Raw genomic sequence first — 20265 nt, 5'->3', positions numbered from 1 at the left:
AAAAGCGTGTCATTGATCGCTTCCGACCAATTCCGCATCGTTGTCGGCCTCGGCAAGAGCGGCATGTCCCTGGTTCGCTTCCTGGCGAACCGGGGCATTGCCTTTGCGGTCGCCGACACCCGTGAGCAACCGCCGGAACTGGAAACCCTGCGCCGTGATTACCCGCAGGTGGAAGTGCGCTGTGGTGAGCTGGATGTGGACTTCCTGTGCCGCGCCAACGAGCTGTACGTAAGCCCGGGCCTGGCACTGGCCACCCCGGCCCTGCAGCAGGCAGCGGCGCGTGGTGTGCTGCTGTCCGGTGACATCGAACTGTTCGCCCGCCATGCCAAGGCGCCGATCGTGGCAATCAGCGGCTCCAACGCGAAAAGCACCGTCACCACCCTGGTCGGCGAGATGGCCGCCAAGGCCGGCAAGCGCGTGGCCGTGGGCGGCAACCTGGGCACCCCGGCGCTGGACCTGCTGAGCGACGACGTCGAGTTGTATGTGCTGGAGCTGTCCAGCTTTCAGCTGGAAACCACCGACCAGCTCAACGCCGAAGTGGCCACCGTGCTGAATATCAGTGAAGACCACATGGACCGCTACAGCGGTCTGCCGGCTTACCACCTGGCCAAGCACCGGATCTTCCGCGGTGCCCGTCAGGTCGTGGTCAACCGCCAGGATGCCCTGAGCCGGCCGCTGCCGGTGGAAGGCCGCCCATGCTTCTCCTTCGGCCTCAACCAACCGGACTTCAAGGCCTTTGGCCTGCGTGAAGTCGATGGCGAGAAATACCTGGCCTACGAATTCCAGGCGCTGATGCCGGTGCGTGAGCTGAAGATTCGTGGCGCCCACAACCAGAGCAATGCCCTGGCGGCCCTGGCCCTCGGCCATGCTGCCGGCCTGCCATTTGCGCCGATGCTCGAAGCACTGCGTGAGTTCAAGGGCCTGGCGCACCGTTGCCAGTGGATTCGTGAGCGGAACGCCGTCAACTGGTACGACGATTCCAAGGCCACCAACGTCGGTGCCGCCCTGGCGGCGATCGAAGGCCTGGGCGCTGACATCGACGGCAAGCTGGTGCTGATCGCCGGTGGCGATGGCAAGGGTGCCGATTTCGCCGCCCTGCGCGAACCGGTCAAAAACTTCTGTCGCGCCGTGGTGCTGCTTGGCCGTGATGCCGAGCGCCTGGCCGAGGCCCTGGGCGATGGCGTGCCGCTGGTGCGGGTCAAGACCCTCGATGAGGCAGTGCAGCAATGCGCCGAGCTGGCCCAGCCGGGTGACGCGGTGCTGCTGTCGCCGGCCTGCGCCAGCCTCGACATGTTCAAGAACTTTGAAGAGCGCGGGCGCCTGTTCGCCCAGGCGGCGGGAGGGCTGGCATGATCTTCGGCATCCTCAAGCCGTATCCGTCGCCGCTGATCAGCGGCCGTGGCGTCGACCTCGACTTCGCCATGCTGGCCGGTTGCCTGGCGCTGCTGGGCCTGGGCCTGGTGATGATCACCTCGGCGTCGTCGGAAGTTGCCGCCGTGCAGTCCGGCAACCCGCTGTACCACATGTTCCGCCACCTGGTGTACGTGTTCCTCGGCCTTGTGGCCTGTGGCGCGACCATGCTGGTGCCGATCGCCACCTGGCAGCGCATGGGCTTCATGATGCTGATCGGCGCCTTCGGCCTGTTGGTGCTGGTGCTGGTGCCGGGCATCGGCCGTGAAGTGAACGGTTCGATGCGCTGGATCGGCTTCAGCTTCTTCAACGTGCAGCCTTCGGAGATCGCCAAGGTCTTCGTGGTCATTTACCTGGCCGGCTACCTGGTGCGCCGGCAGACCGAAGTGCGCGAAACCTGGATGGGTTTCTTCAAGCCGTTCATCGTGCTGCTGCCGATGGCCGCCCTGTTGCTGATGGAGCCGGACTTCGGCGCCACCGTAGTGATGATGGGGGCCGCCGCCGCGATGCTGTTCCTCGGCGGGGTGGGGTTGTTCCGTTTCAGCCTGATGGTGGTGCTGGCGGTGGCTGCGGTGTTCATCCTGGTGCAGGCGCAGCCATACCGGATGGCGCGTCTGATCACCTTCACCGACCCCTGGTCCGACCAGTTCGGCTCCGGCTACCAGCTGACCCAGGCGCTGATCGCCTTCGGCCGCGGCGAGTGGCTGGGCGTCGGCCTGGGCAACAGCGTACAGAAGCAGTTCTACCTGCCTGAAGCGCACACCGACTTCGTGTTCTCGGTACTGGCCGAAGAGCTGGGCGTGGTCGGCTCGCTGGTAACCATCGCGCTGTTCGTCTTCGTCACTATCCGCGCGCTGTACATCGGCCTGTGGGCAGAGAAGGCCAAGCAGTTCTTTGCCGCCTACATGGCGTTCGGCCTGGCGTTCCTGTGGATTGGTCAGTTTCTGATCAACATCGGCGTGAACGTCGGCCTGCTGCCGACCAAGGGCCTGACCCTGCCATTCCTCAGTTACGGCGGTTCATCGTTGGTAATCTGCTGTGCCTGCGTGGGCTTGCTGTTGCGCATCGAATGGGAGAGCCGCACGCACCTTGGCAGTGAAGAGCACGAATTCAAAGAGAGTGACTTTGCCGAGGAGACCAGTCATGGCCGCTGACGGCAAGAACGTATTGATCATGGCGGGCGGCACCGGGGGCCACGTGTTCCCGGCCCTGGCCTGCGCCCGTGAATTCCAGGCGCGCGGTTACACCGTGCACTGGCTGGGCACCCCGCGTGGCATCGAGAACGAACTGGTGCCGCAAGCCGGCCTGCCACTGCACCTGATCCAGGTCAGCGGCCTGCGTGGCAAGAGCAAGCTCTCGCTGCTCAAGGCGCCGTTCACCCTGCTCAAGGCGGTGCTCCAGGCACGCCGTATCGTGCGTGAGCTCAAACCGGTGTGCGTGGTGGGCTTCGGCGGCTATGTGACTGGCCCGGGCGGCGTTGCTGCACGGCTGTGCGGCGTGCCGCTGGTGATCCACGAGCAGAACGCCCGCGCCGGCACCACCAACCGCCTGCTGCTGCCGCTGGCGGCGCGTGTCTGCGAAGCCTTCCCGGCGACCTTCGACGCCAGCGACAAGCTGCGCACTACCGGCAACCCGGTGCGCCCGGAGCTGTTCATGGACGCCGTGCGCGCGCCCCTGGCCGAGCGTCGCGCGCGCCTGCTGGTGATGGGTGGCAGCCTGGGTGCGGAACCATTGAACAAATTGTTGCCTAAGGCCCTGTCCGAAGTACCGGCGAATCTGCGCCCAGAGGTGTTTCACCAGGCCGGCAAGCACCATGCGCCAGCCACTGCCGAGCGTTACCGCGAGGCGGGCGTCGAGGCCCAGGTCGAACCGTTTATCAAGGACATGGCCCATGCCTATGGCTGGGCCGATATCGTGGTCTGCCGGGCCGGTGCCCTGACCGTCAGCGAACTCGCGGCGGCGGGCCTGCCTTCGATGCTGGTGCCCTTGCCCCACGCGATCGACGATCACCAGACCTACAACGCCCAATATCTGGCCCGGGAAGGCGCTGCCTTCCTCATGCCACAAGCGACAACTGGCGCAGCGCAACTCGCTGAACGCCTGAACGAGGTGCTGATGCAACCCGAGAAACTCAACACCATGGCTGGCACCGCACGGCGCCTGGCCAAACCTGCTGCAACCAGCACCGTGGTCGATATCTGCCTGGAGGTGGCCCATGGTTGAAAGCCAGAAAGCCATGCCCCAGCCGAAGATGGGCCGCATCAACCGCATCCACTTCGTCGGTATCGGCGGCGTGGGCATGTGCGGTATCGCTGAAGTGCTGCTGAACCTGGGCTACCAGGTGTCCGGTTCCGACCTCAAGGCGTCGCCGGTTACCGAGCGCCTGGAGTCGTTCGGCGCCGAAATCTTCGTCGGCCACCGTGCCGAGAACGCAGCCAATGCCGATGTGCTGGTGGTGTCCAGTGCGATCAACCCGGCCAACCCGGAAGTCGCCACGGCCCTGGAGCGTCGCATCCCTGTGGTGCCGCGTGCCGAGATGCTCGCCGAGCTGATGCGCTACCGTCACGGCGTGGCGGTTGCCGGTACCCATGGCAAGACCACCACTACCAGCTTGCTGGCTTCGGTGTTCGCCGCCGGTGGCCTGGACCCGACCTTCGTCATCGGTGGCCGCCTGACCGCTGCCGGCACCAACGCGCAGCTGGGCACCAGCCGCTACCTGATTGCCGAAGCTGACGAAAGTGATGCCAGCTTCCTGCACCTGCAGCCGATGGTAGCCGTGGTCACCAACATCGACGCCGACCACATGGCGACCTACGAAGGCGACTTCAACAAACTGAAGAAGACCTTCGTCGAGTTCCTGCACAACCTGCCGTTCTACGGCTTGGCCGTGATGTGCCTGGACGACCCTGTCGTGCGCGAGATCCTGCCGCAGGTCAAGCGCCCGACCGTCACCTACGGTTTCAGCGAAGAGGCCGACATCCGCGCCATCAACGTGCGCCAGCAGGGCATGCAGACCCACTTCACCGTGCTGCGCCGCGACTGCGAGCCGCTTGAGGTGTCGGTGAACATGCCCGGCAATCACAACGTGCTCAATGCCTTGGCCACCATCGCCATCGCCACCGACGAAGGCATCAGCGACGAAGCCATCGTCCAGGGGCTGTCCGGCTTCCAAGGTGTCGGCCGACGCTTCCAGGTGTACGGCGAACTGCCGGTCGATGGCGGCAGCGTGATGCTGGTCGACGACTATGGTCACCACCCGACCGAAGTGGCTGCAGTGATCAAGGCCGTGCGCGGTGGCTGGCCAAGCCGCCGCCTGGTGATTGTCTACCAGCCGCACCGTTACAGCCGTACTCGCGACCTGTACGACGATTTCGTCCAGGTACTGGGCGATGCCAACGTGCTGCTGTTGATGGAGGTCTACCCGGCCGGCGAAGAGCCGATCCCCGGCGCCGACAGCCGCCAGCTGTGCCACAGCATCCGCCAGCGCGGCAAGCTGGACCCGATCTACATCGAACGCGGCGCCGAACTGGCACCGCTGGTCAAACCGCTGCTGCGCGCTGGCGACATCCTGATCTGCCAGGGTGCCGGTGACGTCGGTGGCCTGGCCCCGCAACTGATGAAAAGCCCGCTGTTCGCTGGCGCCAAGCAGGAGAAGTCGAAATGACCAGCGCCTACGAACAACTGCGCTCGACCCTGGACGTGAAAGCATTCGGCCGCGTGGCTGTGCTGTACGGCGGCAAGAGCGCCGAGCGTGAAGTGTCGCTGAAGTCCGGCGCTGCGGTGATCGACGCGCTGACCACTGCTGGTGTCGACGTGGTCGGCATCGATGTCGGTGACGACCTGCTGGTGCGCCTGCAGAGCGAGAAGATCGACCGTGCCTTCATCATCCTCCACGGCCGTGGCGGTGAAGACGGCAGCATGCAGGGCCTGCTCGAATGCTTAGGGATTCCCTACACCGGCAGCGGCATCCTCGCCTCGGCCCTGGCCATGGACAAACTGCGCACCAAGCAGGTGTGGCAGAGCCTGGGTATTCCGACCCCGCGTCACGCGGTGCTGGCCAGCGAAGACGATTGTGTTGCCGCCGGTACGGAACTGGGCTTCCCGCTGATCGTCAAACCGGCCCATGAAGGCTCCAGCATCGGCATGGCCAAGGTGGGCAGCGTGAAAGAGCTGGTCGCCGCCTGGAAGGATGCCGCCCATTACGATTCGCAAGTCCTGGTCGAGCAATGGATCCACGGCCCGGAGTTCACCATCGCCGTTCTGCGTGGCCAGGTGCTGCCGCCGATCGCCCTGGGCACACCGCACGTGTTCTACGACTACGACGCCAAGTACATCGCCAATGACACCCAGTACCGCATCCCGTGCGGCCTGGACAGTGCCAAGGAGCAGGAACTGATCGACCTGACCGCGCGCGCCTGCGATGCCATCGGCATCGAAGGCTGGGGCCGGCTGGACGTGATGCAGGACGAGCAGGGCCGGTTCTGGCTGCTCGAAGTCAACACCGCACCCGGCATGACCGACCATAGCCTGGTGCCCATGGCGGCCCGCGCGGCCGGCCTGGACTTCCAGCAACTGGTGCTGGCGATCCTGGCTGAAAGCGTGAAGACGCGAGGTTAACCATCATGCAAGGCGCAATGATACGTCAGCAGCAACCCGTTACCGGCCGTAGCAAGCCGGTGCCGCGTGGTGCCAGCCGACTGGTGGCCGACGAGCCCGTATCGGCGCGCCTGCCGCGGCCCAGCCTGGGCGGCCTGAAACGCCTGCTGTGGCCGATCGTGCTGGTGGCTGCGGGCTTTGGTGCCTATGAGGGCGCCATCCGCCTGATGCCCTATGCCGACCGGCCGATCACCAAGATCGACGTGCAGGGTGACCTCAGCTACATCAGCCAGCAGTCGGTGCAGCAGCGCATTGCGCCGTATGTGGCGGCGAGCTTCTTCAGCGTCGACCTCACGGCGATGCGCGCCGAGCTCGAGCAGATGCCATGGATCGCCCACGCCGAAGTACGCCGGGTGTGGCCCGACGAAGTGGTGATTCGCCTGGAAGAACAGCTGCCGGTGGCACGCTGGGGTGACGAAGCCCTGCTCAACAACCAGGGCCAGGCCTTCACCCCGCGCGAACTGGCCAACTACGAGCACCTGCCGCAGCTGGCCGGGCCGCAGCGCGCTCAGCAACAAGTCATGCAGCAATATCAGGTATTGAGCCAGATGCTGCGCCCCCTGGGCTTTTCCATCGCTCGCCTGGAGCTGCGCGAGCGGGGCAGCTGGTTCCTGACCACCGGTGCGAGCAGTGCCGGGCCGGGCATCGAGCTGCTGTTGGGGCGCGACCACCTGGTGGAGAAGATGCGCCGTTTCATTGCCATTTACGACAAGACACTCAAAGAGCAGATCACCAATATCGCCCGCATTGATCTGCGTTACTCCAACGGACTTGCCGTTGGTTGGCGGGAACCGAACGCACCGACGACGGCCAAACCCGCCGTTGCGAAGAATTAGAGAGAGGCAGGACCATGGCAAACGCGCATAGCGGCAAAATGATCGTCGGGCTGGACATCGGCACCTCCAAGGTGGTGGCGCTGGTGGGTGAAGTGGGCGAAGACGGCACCCTCGAGATCGTGGGCATCGGCACCCATCCGTCCCGCGGCCTGAAGAAGGGCGTGGTGGTGAACATCGAATCGACCGTGCAGTCGATCCAGCGCGCGGTGGAAGAAGCCCAGCTGATGGCCGGCTGCCGTATCCACTCGGCGTTCGTCGGCGTGGCCGGCAACCACATCCGCAGCCTGAACTCCCACGGCATCGTCGCCATCCGCGATCGTGAGGTCAGTGTTGCCGACCTCGAACGCGTGCTCGATGCCGCCCAGGCCGTGGCCATTCCGGCTGACCAACGCGTGCTGCACACCCTGCCGCAGGACTACGTGATCGACAACCAGGAAGGCGTGCGCGAGCCGCTGGGCATGTCTGGTGTGCGTCTGGAGGCCAAGGTTCACGTGGTCACCTGCGCGGTCAACGCGGCGCAGAACATCGAGAAGTGCGTACGCCGCTGCGGCCTGGAAATCGACGACATCATCCTCGAGCAGTTGGCCTCGGCCTACTCGGTGCTGACCGATGACGAGAAAGAGCTGGGTGTGTGCCTGGTGGACATCGGTGGTGGCACCACTGACATCGCCATCTTCACCGAGGGCGCGATCCGTCACACCGCGGTCATCCCGATTGCCGGCGACCAGGTGACCAACGACATCGCCATGGCCCTGCGTACGCCAACCCAGTACGCCGAGGAAATCAAGATCCGCTACGCCTGCGCCCTGGCCAAACTGGCCGGTGCCGGCGAGACCATCAAGGTGCCGAGCGTGGGCGACCGCCCACCGCGCGAGCTGTCGCGCCAGGCCCTGGCCGAGGTGGTGGAGCCACGTTACGACGAGCTCTTCACCCTGATCCAGGCCGAACTGCGCCGCAGCGGCTACGAGGACCTGGTGCCAGCCGGCATCGTCCTCACCGGCGGCACTGCGAAGATGGAAGGTGCCGTGGAACTGGCCGAGGAAATCTTCCACATGCCGGTACGCCTGGGCGTACCGCACAGCGTTCGGGGGCTGAGCGACGTGGTGCGCAACCCGATCTATTCCACCGGCGTGGGCTTGCTCACCTACGGCCTGCTCAAGCAGTCCGAGGACATGGTCCTGACCGGTAACAGCAACAGCAGCAGCAACAGCTATGGCGATGAACCGAAGGCCCCAGTGCTTGAACGCTTCAAGCGGTGGGTCCAGGGCAACTTCTAAGTTTCAAAGCAGTAGTGGTAGGCGCGACAACTAGAGAACTGTAAGGAGAGGGAAAATGTTCGAGCTCGTAGACAACGTCCCGCAAAGTCCGGTCATCAAAGTGATCGGCGTTGGCGGTGGCGGCGGCAACGCCGTCAACCACATGGTGAAGAGCAGCATCGAAGGCGTCGAGTTCATCTGCGCCAACACCGATGCCCAGGCGCTGAAAAACATCGGCGCACGCACCATCCTGCAACTGGGTACCGGCGTGACCAAGGGTTTGGGTGCCGGTGCCAATCCGGAAGTCGGCCGTCAGGCGGCTCTGGAGGACCGTGAGCGCATCGCCGAGGTGCTGCAGGGCACCAACATGGTGTTCATCACCACCGGCATGGGCGGCGGTACCGGTACCGGCGCGGCGCCGATCATCGCCGAAGTGGCCAAGGAAATGGGCATCCTCACCGTTGCAGTGGTGACCCGTCCGTTCCCGTTCGAAGGCCGCAAGCGCATGCAGATCGCCGACGAAGGCATCCGCATGCTGGCTGAGAGCGTCGACTCGCTCATCACCATCCCCAACGAGAAGCTGCTGACCATCCTGGGCAAGGATGCCAGCCTGCTGTCCGCCTTTGCCAAGGCTGACGATGTACTGGCCGGTGCCGTTCGCGGTATCTCCGACATCATCAAGCGCCCGGGCATGATCAACGTCGACTTCGCCGACGTGCGCACCGTCATGGGTGAAATGGGCATGGCGATGATGGGTACCGGCTGCGCCAGCGGCCCGAACCGTGCTCGCGAAGCCACCGAGGCGGCAATCCGCAACCCGCTGCTCGAAGACGTCAACCTGCAGGGCGCCCGCGGCATCCTGGTGAACATCACCGCAGGTCCTGACCTGTCGCTGGGTGAATACTCCGACGTGGGTAGCATCATCGAAGCCTTCGCCTCCGACCACGCCATGGTCAAGGTCGGCACCGTGATCGACCCTGACATGCGCGACGAGCTGCATGTGACCGTGGTTGCCACTGGTCTGGGCGCGCGCATCGAAAAACCGGTCAAGGTAGTCGACAACACCCTGCAGACCGCTCAGCAGGTGTACGAGGCTTCCAACCCGGCGCCGGTTCGCCAGGAGCAGCCAGCCGTCAACTACCGTGATCTGGAGCGCCCGACCGTGATGCGCAACCAGGCCCACGCAGGTGCCGCTGCGGCAGCTAAACTCAACCCACAGGATGACCTGGACTACCTCGATATCCCAGCCTTCCTGCGTCGTCAGGCCGATTGATGGAATTTATCAGGGGTATAAGGGTGATTGGTGTTCAGCAAAGGCCGGGTCTGTTATCATCCCCAGCCTTTGTTGATACCTGTTCGCATTATTTGCGCTGAAGCGGCCAATGCCATGATTAGACAACGCACCCTGAAGAATACCATCCGTGCCACGGGCGTCGGCCTGCACTCCGGGGAGAAGGTCTACCTGACCCTCAAGCCTGCGCCTGTCGACACCGGCATCGTCTTCCGTCGCGCCGACCTTGACCCTGTGGTCGAGATCCCGGCGCGTGCGGCCAACGTCGGTGAGACCACCATGTCCACCACGCTGGTCAACGGTGACGTCAAGGTCGATACGGTCGAGCACCTGCTCTCCGCCATGGCGGGCCTGGGCATCGATAACGCCTACGTCGAGCTCTCCGCCTCGGAAGTGCCGATCATGGATGGCAGCGCCGGTCCCTTCGTATTCCTGATTCAGTCTGCCGGCCTGGAAGAGCAGGACGCAGCGAAGAAGTTCATCCGCATCCTGCGCGAAGTGACAGTGACGGAGGGCGACAAGAGCGCCACCTTCCTGCCATTCGACGGGTTCAAGGTGAGCTTCGAGATCGACTTCGATCACCCGGTCCTCAAGGGCCAGACCCAGAGTGCGGTCGTCGACTTCTCCAGCACCTCGTTCGTGAAGGAAGTCAGCCGCGCCCGTACTTTCGGCTTCATGCGTGACATCGAGTACCTGCGCAAGCACAACCTTGCGTTGGGTGGCAGTGTCGAGAACGCCATCGTGGTCGACGAGACTGGTGTGCTCAACGAAGACGGCCTTCGTTCCGATGACGAATTCGTCAAGCACAAGATCCTCGACGCCATCGGCGACCTTTACCTGCTGGGCAACAGCCTGATCGGCGAGTTCAAGGGCTACAAGTCCGGCCACGCGCTGAACAACCAGCTGCTGCGCAAGCTCATTGCTGAAACCGATGCTTGGGAAGTGGTCACTTTCGAAGATGCCAGTACGGCACCGATCTCGTACATGCGCCCTGTTGCGGCCGTGTAAGTTCGAACACTCTCTCTAGTGTGATTAAGGCCACCTTCGGGTGGCCTTTTTTATTTCTGGATGACGGACGTCGTGGGGGCGAGGGTGCCTGGCATGAGCTTTTCAGCGCCTGTGAGATCGAGCGCCAGCACAAAACTCGAGGCAAGCGCCCCTAGCCTTTACCCTTCGCATGAGCCGCCAGCCGTTCGAGGGCGGCACGCAGTTTCGGATCGGCGATGCCTTCGGCGGAATCGCGGATACTGTCGGCGGCATCGTTCGACAGCGCCGTCGTGTTACCGCCACGCTTGGCCGGCACCAGCGGTGGCTGCACCTTGTAGAGAATACGCTGCAGGTTGCCAAAGGCTTCCAGGGCCTGCAGCTGGCGCTGCAGACGCTTCTGCTGGTAGCGCAGGCGAGTAGCCCAGTGGCCGTCGGTAACCACCAGCAACAACGTGCCATCACGCCACGAGGCCACATGGCAATGCTCACGGGCAGCCGGCTGCAGCTGGCTTTCCAGCAGGCGCTGCAGGTGCGCCAGGCGCTCGGCCTGGTTCAGCAGCAGGCGCAGCGGGCGGTTCTGGCGCAGCAGGGTAGCGGGCGGCTGTGCAGGAGAGGGTTTGAAGGCCATGGCGGTTTGAATGAGGGTGACAAGGTTGCCAGTCTAACACCTCTGCAGGCCACACCACCCCCTCGCGGGAACGGATACGAGTCATTCTCGCTACGTTTCATCAACCTGCGGGTTGAACTCGGGGAAAATGCCCCTATCTTAGAAAAGCCCCCGCCTAAGCGCTGTGCCAGCATCGTGGCAATCGACCACTTTCCTCACCATCGTTTCCGGGTAGAATGCTCGTTCGCATGCGGCCTAAGGGCTGCACGGGCGACTCATGGGGCCGCCCTCCATCCCTACGTGTGGAAGATCCTGCCGATATGTTTGCGCCTTTGTTAAAGAAACTTTTTGGAAGCAAGAACGAGCGTGAAGTCAAACGCATGCTCAAGACGGTAGCTATCGTCAATGCCTTCGAAGAGAAGATGGTGGCCCTCTCCGATGAGCAACTGCGGGGCAAGACCGCAGAGTTCAAGGAGCGCCTGGCCAAAGGCGAGACATTGGACCAACTGCTGCCCGAAGCCTTTGCCGTGGCCCGTGAGGCCGGCAAGCGCGTGATGGGCATGCGCCACTTCGACGTGCAGCTGATCGGCGGCATGACCCTGCACGAGGGCATGATCGCAGAAATGCGTACCGGTGAAGGCAAGACCTTGGTCGGTACCCTGGCCGTTTACCTCAATGCCCTGTCTGGCAAAGGCGTACACGTGGTCACGGTGAACGACTACCTGGCCCGCCGTGACGCCAACTGGATGCGCCCGCTGTACGAATTCCTCGGCCTGTCCGTAGGCATCGTCTCGGCCTTCCAGCCGCCTGAAGAAAAGCGCGCCGCCTACGCCGCCGACATCACCTACGGCACCAACAACGAATTCGGTTTCGACTACCTGCGCGACAACATGGCGTTCAGCCAGGAAGAGAAGTTCCAGCGTGAACTGAACTTCGCCGTGATCGACGAAGTCGACTCGATCCTCATCGACGAAGCGCGCACCCCGCTGATCATCTCCGGCCAGGCCGAAGACAGCTCCAAGCTGTACATCGAGATCAACCGCCTGATTCCGCGCCTGACCCAGCACATCGAAGAAGTCGAAGGCCAGGTCACCCAGGAAGGCCACTTCACCATCGACGAGAAGAGCCGCCAGGTCGAGCTCAACGAAGCCGGTCACCAGTTCATCGAAGAGATGCTCACCCAGGCAGGCTTGCTGGCCGAAGGCGAGAGCCTGTACTCGGCGCATAACCTGGGCCTGCTGACCCACGTCTACGCTGGTCTGCGTGCGCACAAGCTGTTCCACCGCAACATCGAATACATCGTCCAGGACGGTCAGGTCCTGCTGATCGACGAGCACACCGGCCGTACCATGCCTGGCCGTCGCCTGTCCGAAGGCCTGCACCAGGCCATCGAGGCGAAAGAAAACCTGAACATCCAGGCCGAAAGCCAGACCCTGGCTTCGACCACCTTCCAGAACTACTTCCGCCTGTACACCAAGCTGTCCGGCATGACCGGTACCGCCGACACCGAAGCGTTCGAGTTCCAGTCGATCTACGCCCTCAACGTGATGGTCATTCCGCCGAACAAGCCGCTCGCGCGTAAAGACTTCAACGACCTGGTGTACCTGACCGCCGACGAGAAATACGCCGCGATCATCGCCGACATCAAAGAGAGCATGACCCAGGGCCGCCCGATCCTGGTGGGTACCGCCACCATCGAAACCTCGGAGCACATGTCGAACCTGCTGAAGAAGGAAGGTATCGACCATAAGGTACTGAACGCCAAGTACCACGAGAAGGAAGCCGAAATCATCGCGCAGGCCGGTGCCCCGGGTGCGCTGACCATTGCCACCAACATGGCCGGCCGTGGTACCGACATCCTGCTGGGCGGTAACTGGGAGGCCGAAGTGGCTGCCCTGGAAAGCCCGACCCCTGAGCAGATCGCCCAGATCAAGGCCGACTGGCAGAAGCGTCACCAGCAGGTGATTCAAGCCGGTGGCCTGCACGTGATCGCCTCCGAGCGCCACGAATCGCGCCGTATCGACAACCAGCTGCGTGGCCGTTCCGGCCGTCAGGGCGACCCAGGTTCGAGCCGCTTCTACCTGTCGCTGGAAGACAGCCTGATGCGCATCTTCGCCTCTGATCGGGTGAAGAACTTCATGAAGGCACTGGGCATGCAGTCCGGCGAGGCCATTGAGCATCGCATGGTCACCAACGCCATCGAGAAAGCCCAGCGCAAGGTCGAAGGCCGCAACTTCGACATCCGCAAACAGCTGCTCGAATACGATGACGTGGCCAACGAACAGCGCAAGGTGATCTACCACATGCGCAACAGCCTGCTGGCGGCCGAGAACATTGGCGACACCATCGTCGAGTTCCGCCAGGAAGTGCTGGACGCCACCATCAGCCAGCACATCCCGCCGCAGTCGCTGCCAGAGCAGTGGGACGTGGCCGGCCTCGAAGCTTCGCTGGCCAGCGACTTCGCCATGAAGCTGCCGATCCAGCAGTGGCTGGACGAGGACGATCACCTCTACGAGGAGACCCTGCGCGAGAAGCTGCTGAACGAGATCACCACCGCATACACCGAGAAGGAAGACCAGGCCGGTATCGAAGCCCTGCGTACCTTCGAGAAGCAGATCCTGCTGCGCGTGCTGGACGACCTGTGGAAAGACCACCTGTCGACCATGGACCACCTGCGTCACGGTATCCACCTGCGTGGTTATGCACAGAAGAACCCGAAGCAGGAATACAAGCGCGAGTCGTTCTCGCTGTTCCAGGAGCTGCTCGAGTCGATCAAGCGCGACACCATCCGCGTGCTGTCGCACGTTCAGGTACGCCGCGAAGACCCGGCCGAAGAAGAAGCCCGTCTGCGCCGCGAAGCCGAGGAGCTGGCCAGCCGCATGCAGTTCCAGCACGCCGCTGCGCCGGGCCTCGAAAGCGAGCAACTGAGCGAGGAGGGTGCCGAAGTGGCCGTGGCCGCTGCCCCGGTGCGCAACGACCTGAAGCTGGGCCGCAACGAGCCGTGCTGGTGTGGTTCGGGCAAGAAATTCAAGCATTGCCATGGTCAGATCGAGTGACCTGAGCTGATTGTTGTATCGTGACAACCCTGGGGGCCGCATTGCGGCCCCCTTTTTCCATATTCACCGTTTTTCTAGGAGCGCTCTAATGGCTGTTGGTCTTGGTCCTTTGCCCACCCTGCACCCGGTTCCGGGTTTTGAACTCGGTATTGCTTCTGCCGGCATCAAGCGTCCTGGGCGCAAGGATGTGGTGGTCATGCGCTGCGCCGAAGGCTCCAGCGTGGCTGGCGTGTTCACCCTCAACGCCTTCTGTGCAGCTCCGGTGATCCTGTCCAAGCAGCGCGTGCAGGGCACCGTGCGCTACCTGCTGACCAACACCGGCAATGCCAACGCCGGTACCGGCGCGCCAGGCCTGGCCGCTGCCGAACGTACCTGCGCCAAGCTGGCCGAACTGACCGGCGTGCCGGCCGAGTCGGTGCTGCCGTTCTCCACCGGTGTGATCGGTGAGCCACTGCCGGTCGAGAAGATCGAAGGCGCGCTGCAGGCCGCCCTGGACAACCTGTCGGAAAACCACTGGGCTGAAGCCGCCACCGGCATCATGACCACCGACACCCTGCCAAAAGGTGCCAGCCGCCAGTTCCAGCACGATGGCGTCACCGTCACCGTCACCGGTATCAGCAAAGGCGCCGGCATGATTCGCCCGAACATGGCCACCATGCTCGGCTACATCGCCACCGACGCCAAGGTCGCCCCGGCCGTGCTCAAGGACCTGATCCTCGACGGCGCCAACAAGTCGTTCAACCGCATCACCATCGACGGCGACACCTCGACCAACGACTGCTGCATGCTGATCGCCACCGGCAAGGCCAACCTGCCGGAAGTCACCGAGGCCAGCGGCGCGCTGTTCGAAGCACTGAAGAAGGCCGTATTCGAAGTGTGCATGGAAGTGGCCCAGGCCATCGTCCGTGACGGCGAAGGTGCCACCAAGTTCGTTACCGTGCAGGTCAACGGTGGTGGTAATCACCAGGAATGCCTGGATGTCGGTTACGCCGTGGCCCACTCGCCACTGATCAAGACCGCGCTGTTCGCTTCCGACCCGAACTGGGGCCGTATCCTGGCTGCCGTGGGCCGTGCCGGTGTGCCGGAGCTGGATGTCAGCCTGATCGACGTGTATCTGGACAGCGTATGCATCGCCAGCCAAGGCGGCCGTAGCCCGAGCTACACCGAAGCGCAGGGTTCGGCAGTGATGGCACAGGAAGAGATCACCATCCGTATCGAGCTTGGCCGTGGCCAGTGCAGCGAAACCATCTGGACCACCGACCTGTCCCACGAATACGTGAAGATCAACGCCGAATACCGTACCTGATGTAAAGGGGCTGCAAAGCAGCCCCAAATTCCCCAAAAACATGGAGCCGAACCATGAGCTATCACCAGATCATCGGCGACAAGCTGTATTCCTCCTGGTCGCTGTGCGTCGCCCTGGCCGATGCCTTCTTCGCCCCGGTGGCGGTGCGCCTGCGGACCTACCGCGTGGAAGTGCCCGCCAAGGCTGCCAGCTATATCGAAACCCTTTACCAGTGGCCGGCCTTCAAGGCCTGGCAGCAAGCTGGCCTGGCGGAGCGTGCAGGTTGAAACGTATTCATGTAGTAGCCGCGGTGATTCGCGGCAATGACGGGCGCATTCTGATTGCGCGCCGCGCCGATACCCAGCATCAGGGTGGCCTGTGGGAATTCCCCGGCGGCAAGGTGGAAGAGGGCGAAGGCGTCGAAGCGGCCTTGGCCCGCGAACTGCGCGAAGAGCTGGGCATCGAAGTGACCCGTTCGCGGCCACTGATCAAGGTCAGCCACGACTACCCGGACAAACAGGTGCTGCTGGATGTCCGCGAGGTCGATGCGTTCACCGGTGAGCCCCATGGCGCCGAAGGCCAGCCGCTGGCCTGGGTCGCACCCCGGGAGCTGGCACAGTACCAATTCCCTGAAGCCAACAAGCCGATCGTCGCGGCTGCGCGCTTGCCGGATCAGTACCTGATCACGCCGGATGGCCTGGAAGTGCCGCAGCTGCTCAAGGGTATCCAGAAGGCCGTGGCCAACGGTATTCGCCTGATCCAGCTGCGCGCCCCGGACATGTACGACCCCAAGTATCGCGATGTGGCGGTGGACGCGGTCGGCCTGTGCGCCGGCAAGGCGCAGCTGATGCTCAAGGGGCCGCTGGAGTGGCTGGGCGACTTCCCGTCGGCCGGCTGGCACCTGACCGCCGCGCAGCTGCGCAAATACGCAGCCAAAGGCCGCCCGTTCCCCACTGAGCGCTGGCTGGCGGCGTCGTGCCACAGTGCCGAAGAGCTGGCGCTGGCCGAGCAGATGGGGGTGGATTTCATCACCCTGTCGCCGGTGCAGGCGACCCAGACCCATCCCGAGGCGGTGCCGTTGGGGTGGGATGAGGCGCAGCGGCTGATTACCGGCTTCAACCAGCCGGTTTACCTGCTGGGTGGGGTTGGGCCGGGTGAGCGGGAGAAGGCCTGGGAAGCCGGGGCCCAAGGTGTTGCTGGGATTCGAGCGTTCTGGCCTGAGGCCTGAGTATCCGGGGCCGCTTTGCGGCCCCGGCGCTATCAGCCCTTAGGCTGTTGCGCAGGCTGCCACAAAACCTCCGCAACCCCCTGCCGCCGCCCGATGATCCGCGCTGCCACAAACAGCAGATCGGACAGCCGGTTGATATAAGCCAACCCAACCCCCGCCAACGGCTCCAGCGCATTCAACTGCTGACACCGCCGCTCGGCACTGCGCGCCAGGCTACGGCACACATGGGCCTGCGCCACCAGTGCCGAACCACTGGGCAGAATGAAGTTCTGCAGCGGCCCCAGTTCCTCGTTCCATACATCGATCGCCGCCTCCAGGCGCTCCACCTCGGCCTGGTTCAAGGCCTGATAGCTGGGCATCGCCAACTCGCCGCCAAGGTCGAACAAGCGATGCTGGCAAGGCGCCAGAACGTTGCTCACCTCATCCAGCTTGTGGTCATCCAGGCCGGCCAGCAGCACCCCGAGCTGGCTGTTGAGGCTGTCCACCTCACCGATCGCTTCGACCCGTGGATGGTCCTTGGGCACCCGTCGCCCGTCGCCCAGGCCGGTTTCGCCCTTGTCGCCAGTGCGGGTGTAGATCTTCGACAGGCGATAGCCCATGTCATGCCTCCGTGTGGGTCGGCGCGGCCGCTGGCGGCTGGCCGAGGGGCAGGCGCAGGGTGAAGCAGGTGCCCTGGCCGGGCGTGGACTGCACTTCCATCTGCCCCTTGTGGTTGTTGGTGATGATGAAGTACGAAACCGAGAGCCCGAGTCCGGTACCCTGGCCAATTTCCTTGGTGGTGAAGAACGGCTCGAAGGTGCGTTTGCGCACGGTTTCGGGCATGCCCACACCGTTGTCCTCGACCTGGATCTCGGCCCACGGCGGGTTGAGTTTGGTGCGCAGGATGATGCGCCCTGGCTCGCTGGGCTGTGGCCGCTGGTGGATGGCCTGGGCGGCGTTCTTCAGCAGGTTCAACAGCACCTGCTCCAGCTCGTTGGCGGTACAGGGCACCGGGCCGAGGTTGGGGTCGAACTGGCGGACGATGGCCTGGCCCTTGAAGTCGAAGCCGATGGTCAGGTCGAAGTCGTTGCTGGCAATTTCCACGGCCTGGTCGATCAACGCCGGCAGTTCGCAAGGTACCAGCAGGCGGTTGCTGCGGCGGCTGAAGCTGAGCATGTGGGTGACGATCTTGGCGGCGCGTGCGCCGGCCTGCTGGATGCCGTCGAGCAGTTGCGGCACTTCGCGGTTGTCCAGGTAGCGGTTGACGCTGGCCAGGTCGATGCCCAGCTCGCTCGCCTGCTCCTGGTTGCGCGGCAGATCCGGCGACAGGCGCCGGCGGATGTTCTGCACGTTGTGCAGGATCGCGCCCAGCGGGTTGTTGATTTCGTGGGCCATGCCGGCTGCGAGGCCGCCGACCGAGAGCATCTTCTCGGACTGCACCATCATTTCTTCCAGCGACAGGCGCTGGGTGATGTCGTCGATACGGATGACCACGCCGCGGCCGCCGCCGCCCATCAGCGGGTAGAAGGTCAGGGCGTAATGGCGCAGGTCGTCGCCCTTGGGCCAGGTGACCCGCTCGATCTTCGCCACCCGGTGCTTTTCGACGCTTTCCTTGAGTTGCGGCAGGAACGGCTTGAGCGGTTCGAAGGCGATGAATATCGGCTGGTTCAGCGCTTCGTCCAGCGGCGTGCCGGAGAGCACCGTGGCTTCGTGGTTCCATTGGGTGACGTAAAGCTGCTCATCGAGGGCGATCAGCGCCGAGGGCATGGAGTCGATGATGCTGTTGAGGTAATTCTGAAAACCGGTGAGCTTCTTCTCGATCTTGCTGCGCACCTGGACTTCCAGCTCCAGCTTGCGATTGGTGTGACGGGTTTCCTCGGCCAGGCCCTGTGCCTGGTCGTAGGCCGTCTGGAATTCGTCGCGAGTGCGCTTGAGCTGCTGCTCGCGGGCCTCGATACGCGAAAGCATGGTGTTGAAGGCTTCGGCCAGGCTGCCGATCTCGTCGTCGTTGCCACGGGTGGCGCGCAAGGCATAGCTTTCTTCGCGGGTGACCTGGCGGCTGAGTTCTTCGAGCTGGTTGATCGGCTGGGTGATCAGGCGCTTGATCTGTCGGGCGATGATCATCCACAGCAGGATGCTGAATACCAGGATCGCCAGGCTGGCACTGAGCGTGCCGGTGTAGAACGCCGTGGGCAGTTCACTGCTGGCCACCAGCAGCAGGTGCGCCGGTGGGCTGGCGTCACGCGGGATGCGGATCAGCTGGGTGCTGCGAAACTCCATGAGGCGCCAGCCGTCGATGTTGCGGTAGCGCTTGGGCAGGGCCAGTGGTTCGCCGTGCTGCAACTGGGCCAGCATGCTGCCGTCGCCGCCGTAGATGGCGGCGGCGCGTAGCGGGGTGTAGCTGTCCAGCTCCTTGAGCAGTGCCGTGGCAGTCTCGGCCGAGTCGCCGGCACGGGCCGACAGTTGCGGGTTGGCCACCAGCTTGCCGATGGTCTGCAATGCCTGCGGCGCCATGCTCTCCTGGGTGATCCAGTAGGCGGCGCTGATGAAGGTCAGGTTGGCGACCAGCAGGATGGTCACCAGCAGCACCAGCAGGGCTGCCAGCAGTTTCTGCCCGACCGGGAGGTTTTCCAGGCGTTGGCGCAGGCTCATGGGCAAGGCAATGTCCGTATTGGGTTGACGTCAGGCGCTGGGTAAACCACGCGCTCGCAGGTTATCGACCAGGCGCTGGTGCAGGTGTTCCAGCCGTGGCAGCACCATGCCGTGGCGCTCGGCTGCCCGGCAGGCGTGGCCCAGCAGGTAGTGCACCTCGGTACGCCGGCCAGCGCGCACGTCCTGGTACATGGAAGAGTAGTTGGCTGCGGTGGCCAGGATCACCCGTTGCACTTCCTCGTCCAGATCGGCCGCCGCTTCGGGCTGGCCGCAACGGCGCAGCAGTTCGGCCAGTTCCGTGCTCAATACCTCGACCTCGTCGAGATGCCCGAGCAAACCGCCGTTCTGGCAATCGTGCAGCACGGTCAGCGGGTTGATGGCGCAGTTGAGCGCCAGCTTGCGCCACAGGCGGGTAAGGATATCGACAGTCCATTCGCCCGGGATGCCGGCGTCATTCAGGTCATCGAACCATTCGGGGACAGTGGGGTTGGCCGGGTCCCCCAGCCAGTTGAAGCCATGCCCGGCGAAGCGCACCCGCCAGTCGTCCTCACGGAATGCGCCTTCGGTGCTGGAGGCGAAGATGCAGCGGGCGAGGGGGACCTGGTCGGCGACTTCGTCCTGGCTGCCCAGGCCGTTCTGCAGCAGCACGATTTCCGCGCCCTCCGCCAGGCGCGGTGCCAGGCGGGCGATGGCGGGGGCGGCATCGTAGGCCTTGCAGGCCACCAGCAGGCGATGGATCGGCCCGCCGGACTCGGCCGTTTCGGCCGGGATGGCGTAGAGCCGGGTTTGCTCCTGTTCGAGCAGGGTCAGGCCGCCGGCCTGCTGGTAGGCCTGCAGGCGCTGCGCATCACGCAGGATCAGGCGTACTGCCTTGCCAGCGCGTGCCAGGCGGCAGGCCCAGAGGCTGCCGAGGCTACCGGCGCCGAGAATATGCCAGGTGCTGCTCATCTGCGTTTCGCAACCCGTTATAATGAGCCCGCATTTTAACCCGCTAACACCGACGCGCTCCATGTTCAGACTGA

At 63.9% G+C, this 20265-nt stretch carries 16 protein-coding genes and 1 pseudogene; 13 read left to right on the top strand and 4 right to left on the bottom strand.

What is annotated here, in order from left to right; genetic code table 11:
• Positions 1-6 precede the first annotated feature (6 nt).
• From murD to lpxC, 9 genes are all read left to right on the top strand, one after another.
• Positions 7-1353, top strand: a complete 1347-nt coding sequence (murD, locus tag ABE528_RS16440) for a UDP-N-acetylmuramoyl-L-alanine--D-glutamate ligase (RefSeq protein ID WP_346653517.1) — start codon at positions 7-9, stop codon at positions 1351-1353.
• Complete coding sequence (ftsW, locus tag ABE528_RS16435) at positions 1353-2564, top strand: putative lipid II flippase FtsW (protein ID WP_346653534.1); 1212 nt, start codon at positions 1353-1355, stop codon at positions 2562-2564. The genes murD and ftsW overlap by 1 nt, the downstream gene beginning before the upstream one ends.
• Complete coding sequence (gene murG, locus ABE528_RS16430) at positions 2554-3633, top strand: undecaprenyldiphospho-muramoylpentapeptide beta-N-acetylglucosaminyltransferase (protein WP_152954783.1); 1080 nt, start codon at positions 2554-2556, stop codon at positions 3631-3633. The genes ftsW and murG overlap by 11 nt, the downstream gene beginning before the upstream one ends.
• A complete protein-coding gene (murC, locus tag ABE528_RS16425; RefSeq protein ID WP_110635803.1) occupies positions 3626-5074 on the top strand; it encodes a UDP-N-acetylmuramate--L-alanine ligase in 1449 nt (482 codons plus the stop codon). Before murG ends, murC begins: the two co-directional genes overlap by 8 nt.
• Positions 5071-6027, top strand: coding sequence for a D-alanine--D-alanine ligase (locus ABE528_RS16420; protein ID WP_152954780.1), 957 nt, complete (start codon positions 5071-5073; stop codon positions 6025-6027). The genes murC and ABE528_RS16420 overlap by 4 nt, the downstream gene beginning before the upstream one ends.
• Positions 6028-6032: 5 nt before the next feature.
• The gene (locus ABE528_RS16415; protein ID WP_152954778.1) at positions 6033-6902 is read left to right on the top strand and encodes a cell division protein FtsQ/DivIB; all 870 of its coding nucleotides are present in this window, start codon (positions 6033-6035) and stop codon (positions 6900-6902) included.
• A gap of 14 nt (positions 6903-6916) precedes the next feature.
• Complete coding sequence (gene ftsA / locus ABE528_RS16410; RefSeq protein WP_027594020.1) at positions 6917-8179, top strand: cell division protein FtsA; 1263 nt, start codon at positions 6917-6919, stop codon at positions 8177-8179.
• Between the two features lie 55 nt (positions 8180-8234).
• Entirely contained in the window at positions 8235-9431 is a 1197-nt protein-coding gene (ftsZ, locus tag ABE528_RS16405) for a cell division protein FtsZ (protein ID WP_003260772.1), read from the top strand.
• A gap of 114 nt (positions 9432-9545) precedes the next feature.
• A complete protein-coding gene (lpxC, locus tag ABE528_RS16400) occupies positions 9546-10457 on the top strand; it encodes a UDP-3-O-acyl-N-acetylglucosamine deacetylase (protein ID WP_152954776.1) in 912 nt (303 codons plus the stop codon).
• 151 nt (positions 10458-10608) lie between these two features.
• On the opposite strand, the gene ABE528_RS16395 is transcribed toward lpxC, so the two are convergent.
• Complete coding sequence (locus ABE528_RS16395; RefSeq protein ID WP_152954774.1) at positions 10609-11064, bottom strand: DciA family protein; 456 nt, start codon at positions 11062-11064, stop codon at positions 10609-10611.
• A 299-nt stretch (positions 11065-11363) separates the two neighbouring features.
• Between ABE528_RS16395 and secA the strand changes: the two genes are divergently transcribed.
• The 4 genes and pseudogenes from secA (at position 11364) to ABE528_RS16375 (ending at position 16612) form a co-directional block, all read left to right on the top strand.
• Positions 11364-14099: a preprotein translocase subunit SecA gene (gene secA / locus ABE528_RS16390; protein WP_152954772.1), complete on the top strand. Its 2736-nt coding sequence runs from the start codon at positions 11364-11366 to the stop codon at positions 14097-14099.
• An 88-nt stretch (positions 14100-14187) separates the two neighbouring features.
• Positions 14188-15405: a bifunctional glutamate N-acetyltransferase/amino-acid acetyltransferase ArgJ gene (gene argJ, locus ABE528_RS16385; protein ID WP_152954770.1), complete on the top strand. Its 1218-nt coding sequence runs from the start codon at positions 14188-14190 to the stop codon at positions 15403-15405.
• Positions 15406-15512: 107 nt separating this feature from the next.
• A pseudogene (locus ABE528_RS16380) lies at positions 15513-15671 on the top strand (glutathione S-transferase); the annotation flags it as partial.
• Positions 15668-16612, top strand: coding sequence for a Nudix family hydrolase (locus tag ABE528_RS16375; RefSeq protein ID WP_152954769.1), 945 nt, complete (start codon positions 15668-15670; stop codon positions 16610-16612). The pseudogene ABE528_RS16380 and the gene ABE528_RS16375, both read left to right, overlap by 4 nt.
• Before the next feature lie 32 nt (positions 16613-16644).
• On the opposite strand, the gene ABE528_RS16370 is transcribed toward ABE528_RS16375, so the two are convergent.
• From ABE528_RS16370 to ABE528_RS16360, 3 genes are read right to left on the bottom strand one after another with little or no spacing between them, the layout of a single operon-like run.
• Positions 16645-17211: a cob(I)yrinic acid a,c-diamide adenosyltransferase gene (locus tag ABE528_RS16370; protein WP_346653516.1), complete on the bottom strand. Its 567-nt coding sequence runs from the start codon at positions 17209-17211 to the stop codon at positions 16645-16647.
• A gap of 1 nt (position 17212) precedes the next feature.
• The gene (locus ABE528_RS16365) at positions 17213-19243 is read right to left on the bottom strand and encodes an ATP-binding protein (protein WP_152954765.1); all 2031 of its coding nucleotides are present in this window, start codon (positions 19241-19243) and stop codon (positions 17213-17215) included.
• Positions 19244-19273: 30 nt separating this feature from the next.
• Positions 19274-20191, bottom strand: coding sequence for a putative 2-dehydropantoate 2-reductase (locus ABE528_RS16360; RefSeq protein WP_346653515.1), 918 nt, complete (start codon positions 20189-20191; stop codon positions 19274-19276).
• Positions 20192-20265 lie beyond the last annotated feature (74 nt).

The sequence above is a fragment of the Pseudomonas sp. TWI628 genome, assembly GCF_039673865.1.
Taxonomy (GTDB): Bacteria; Pseudomonadota; Gammaproteobacteria; order Pseudomonadales; family Pseudomonadaceae; genus Aquipseudomonas.
Note: the sequence above shows the minus strand (reverse complement) of the source record. Positions and strands in the feature narration are given on the sequence as shown.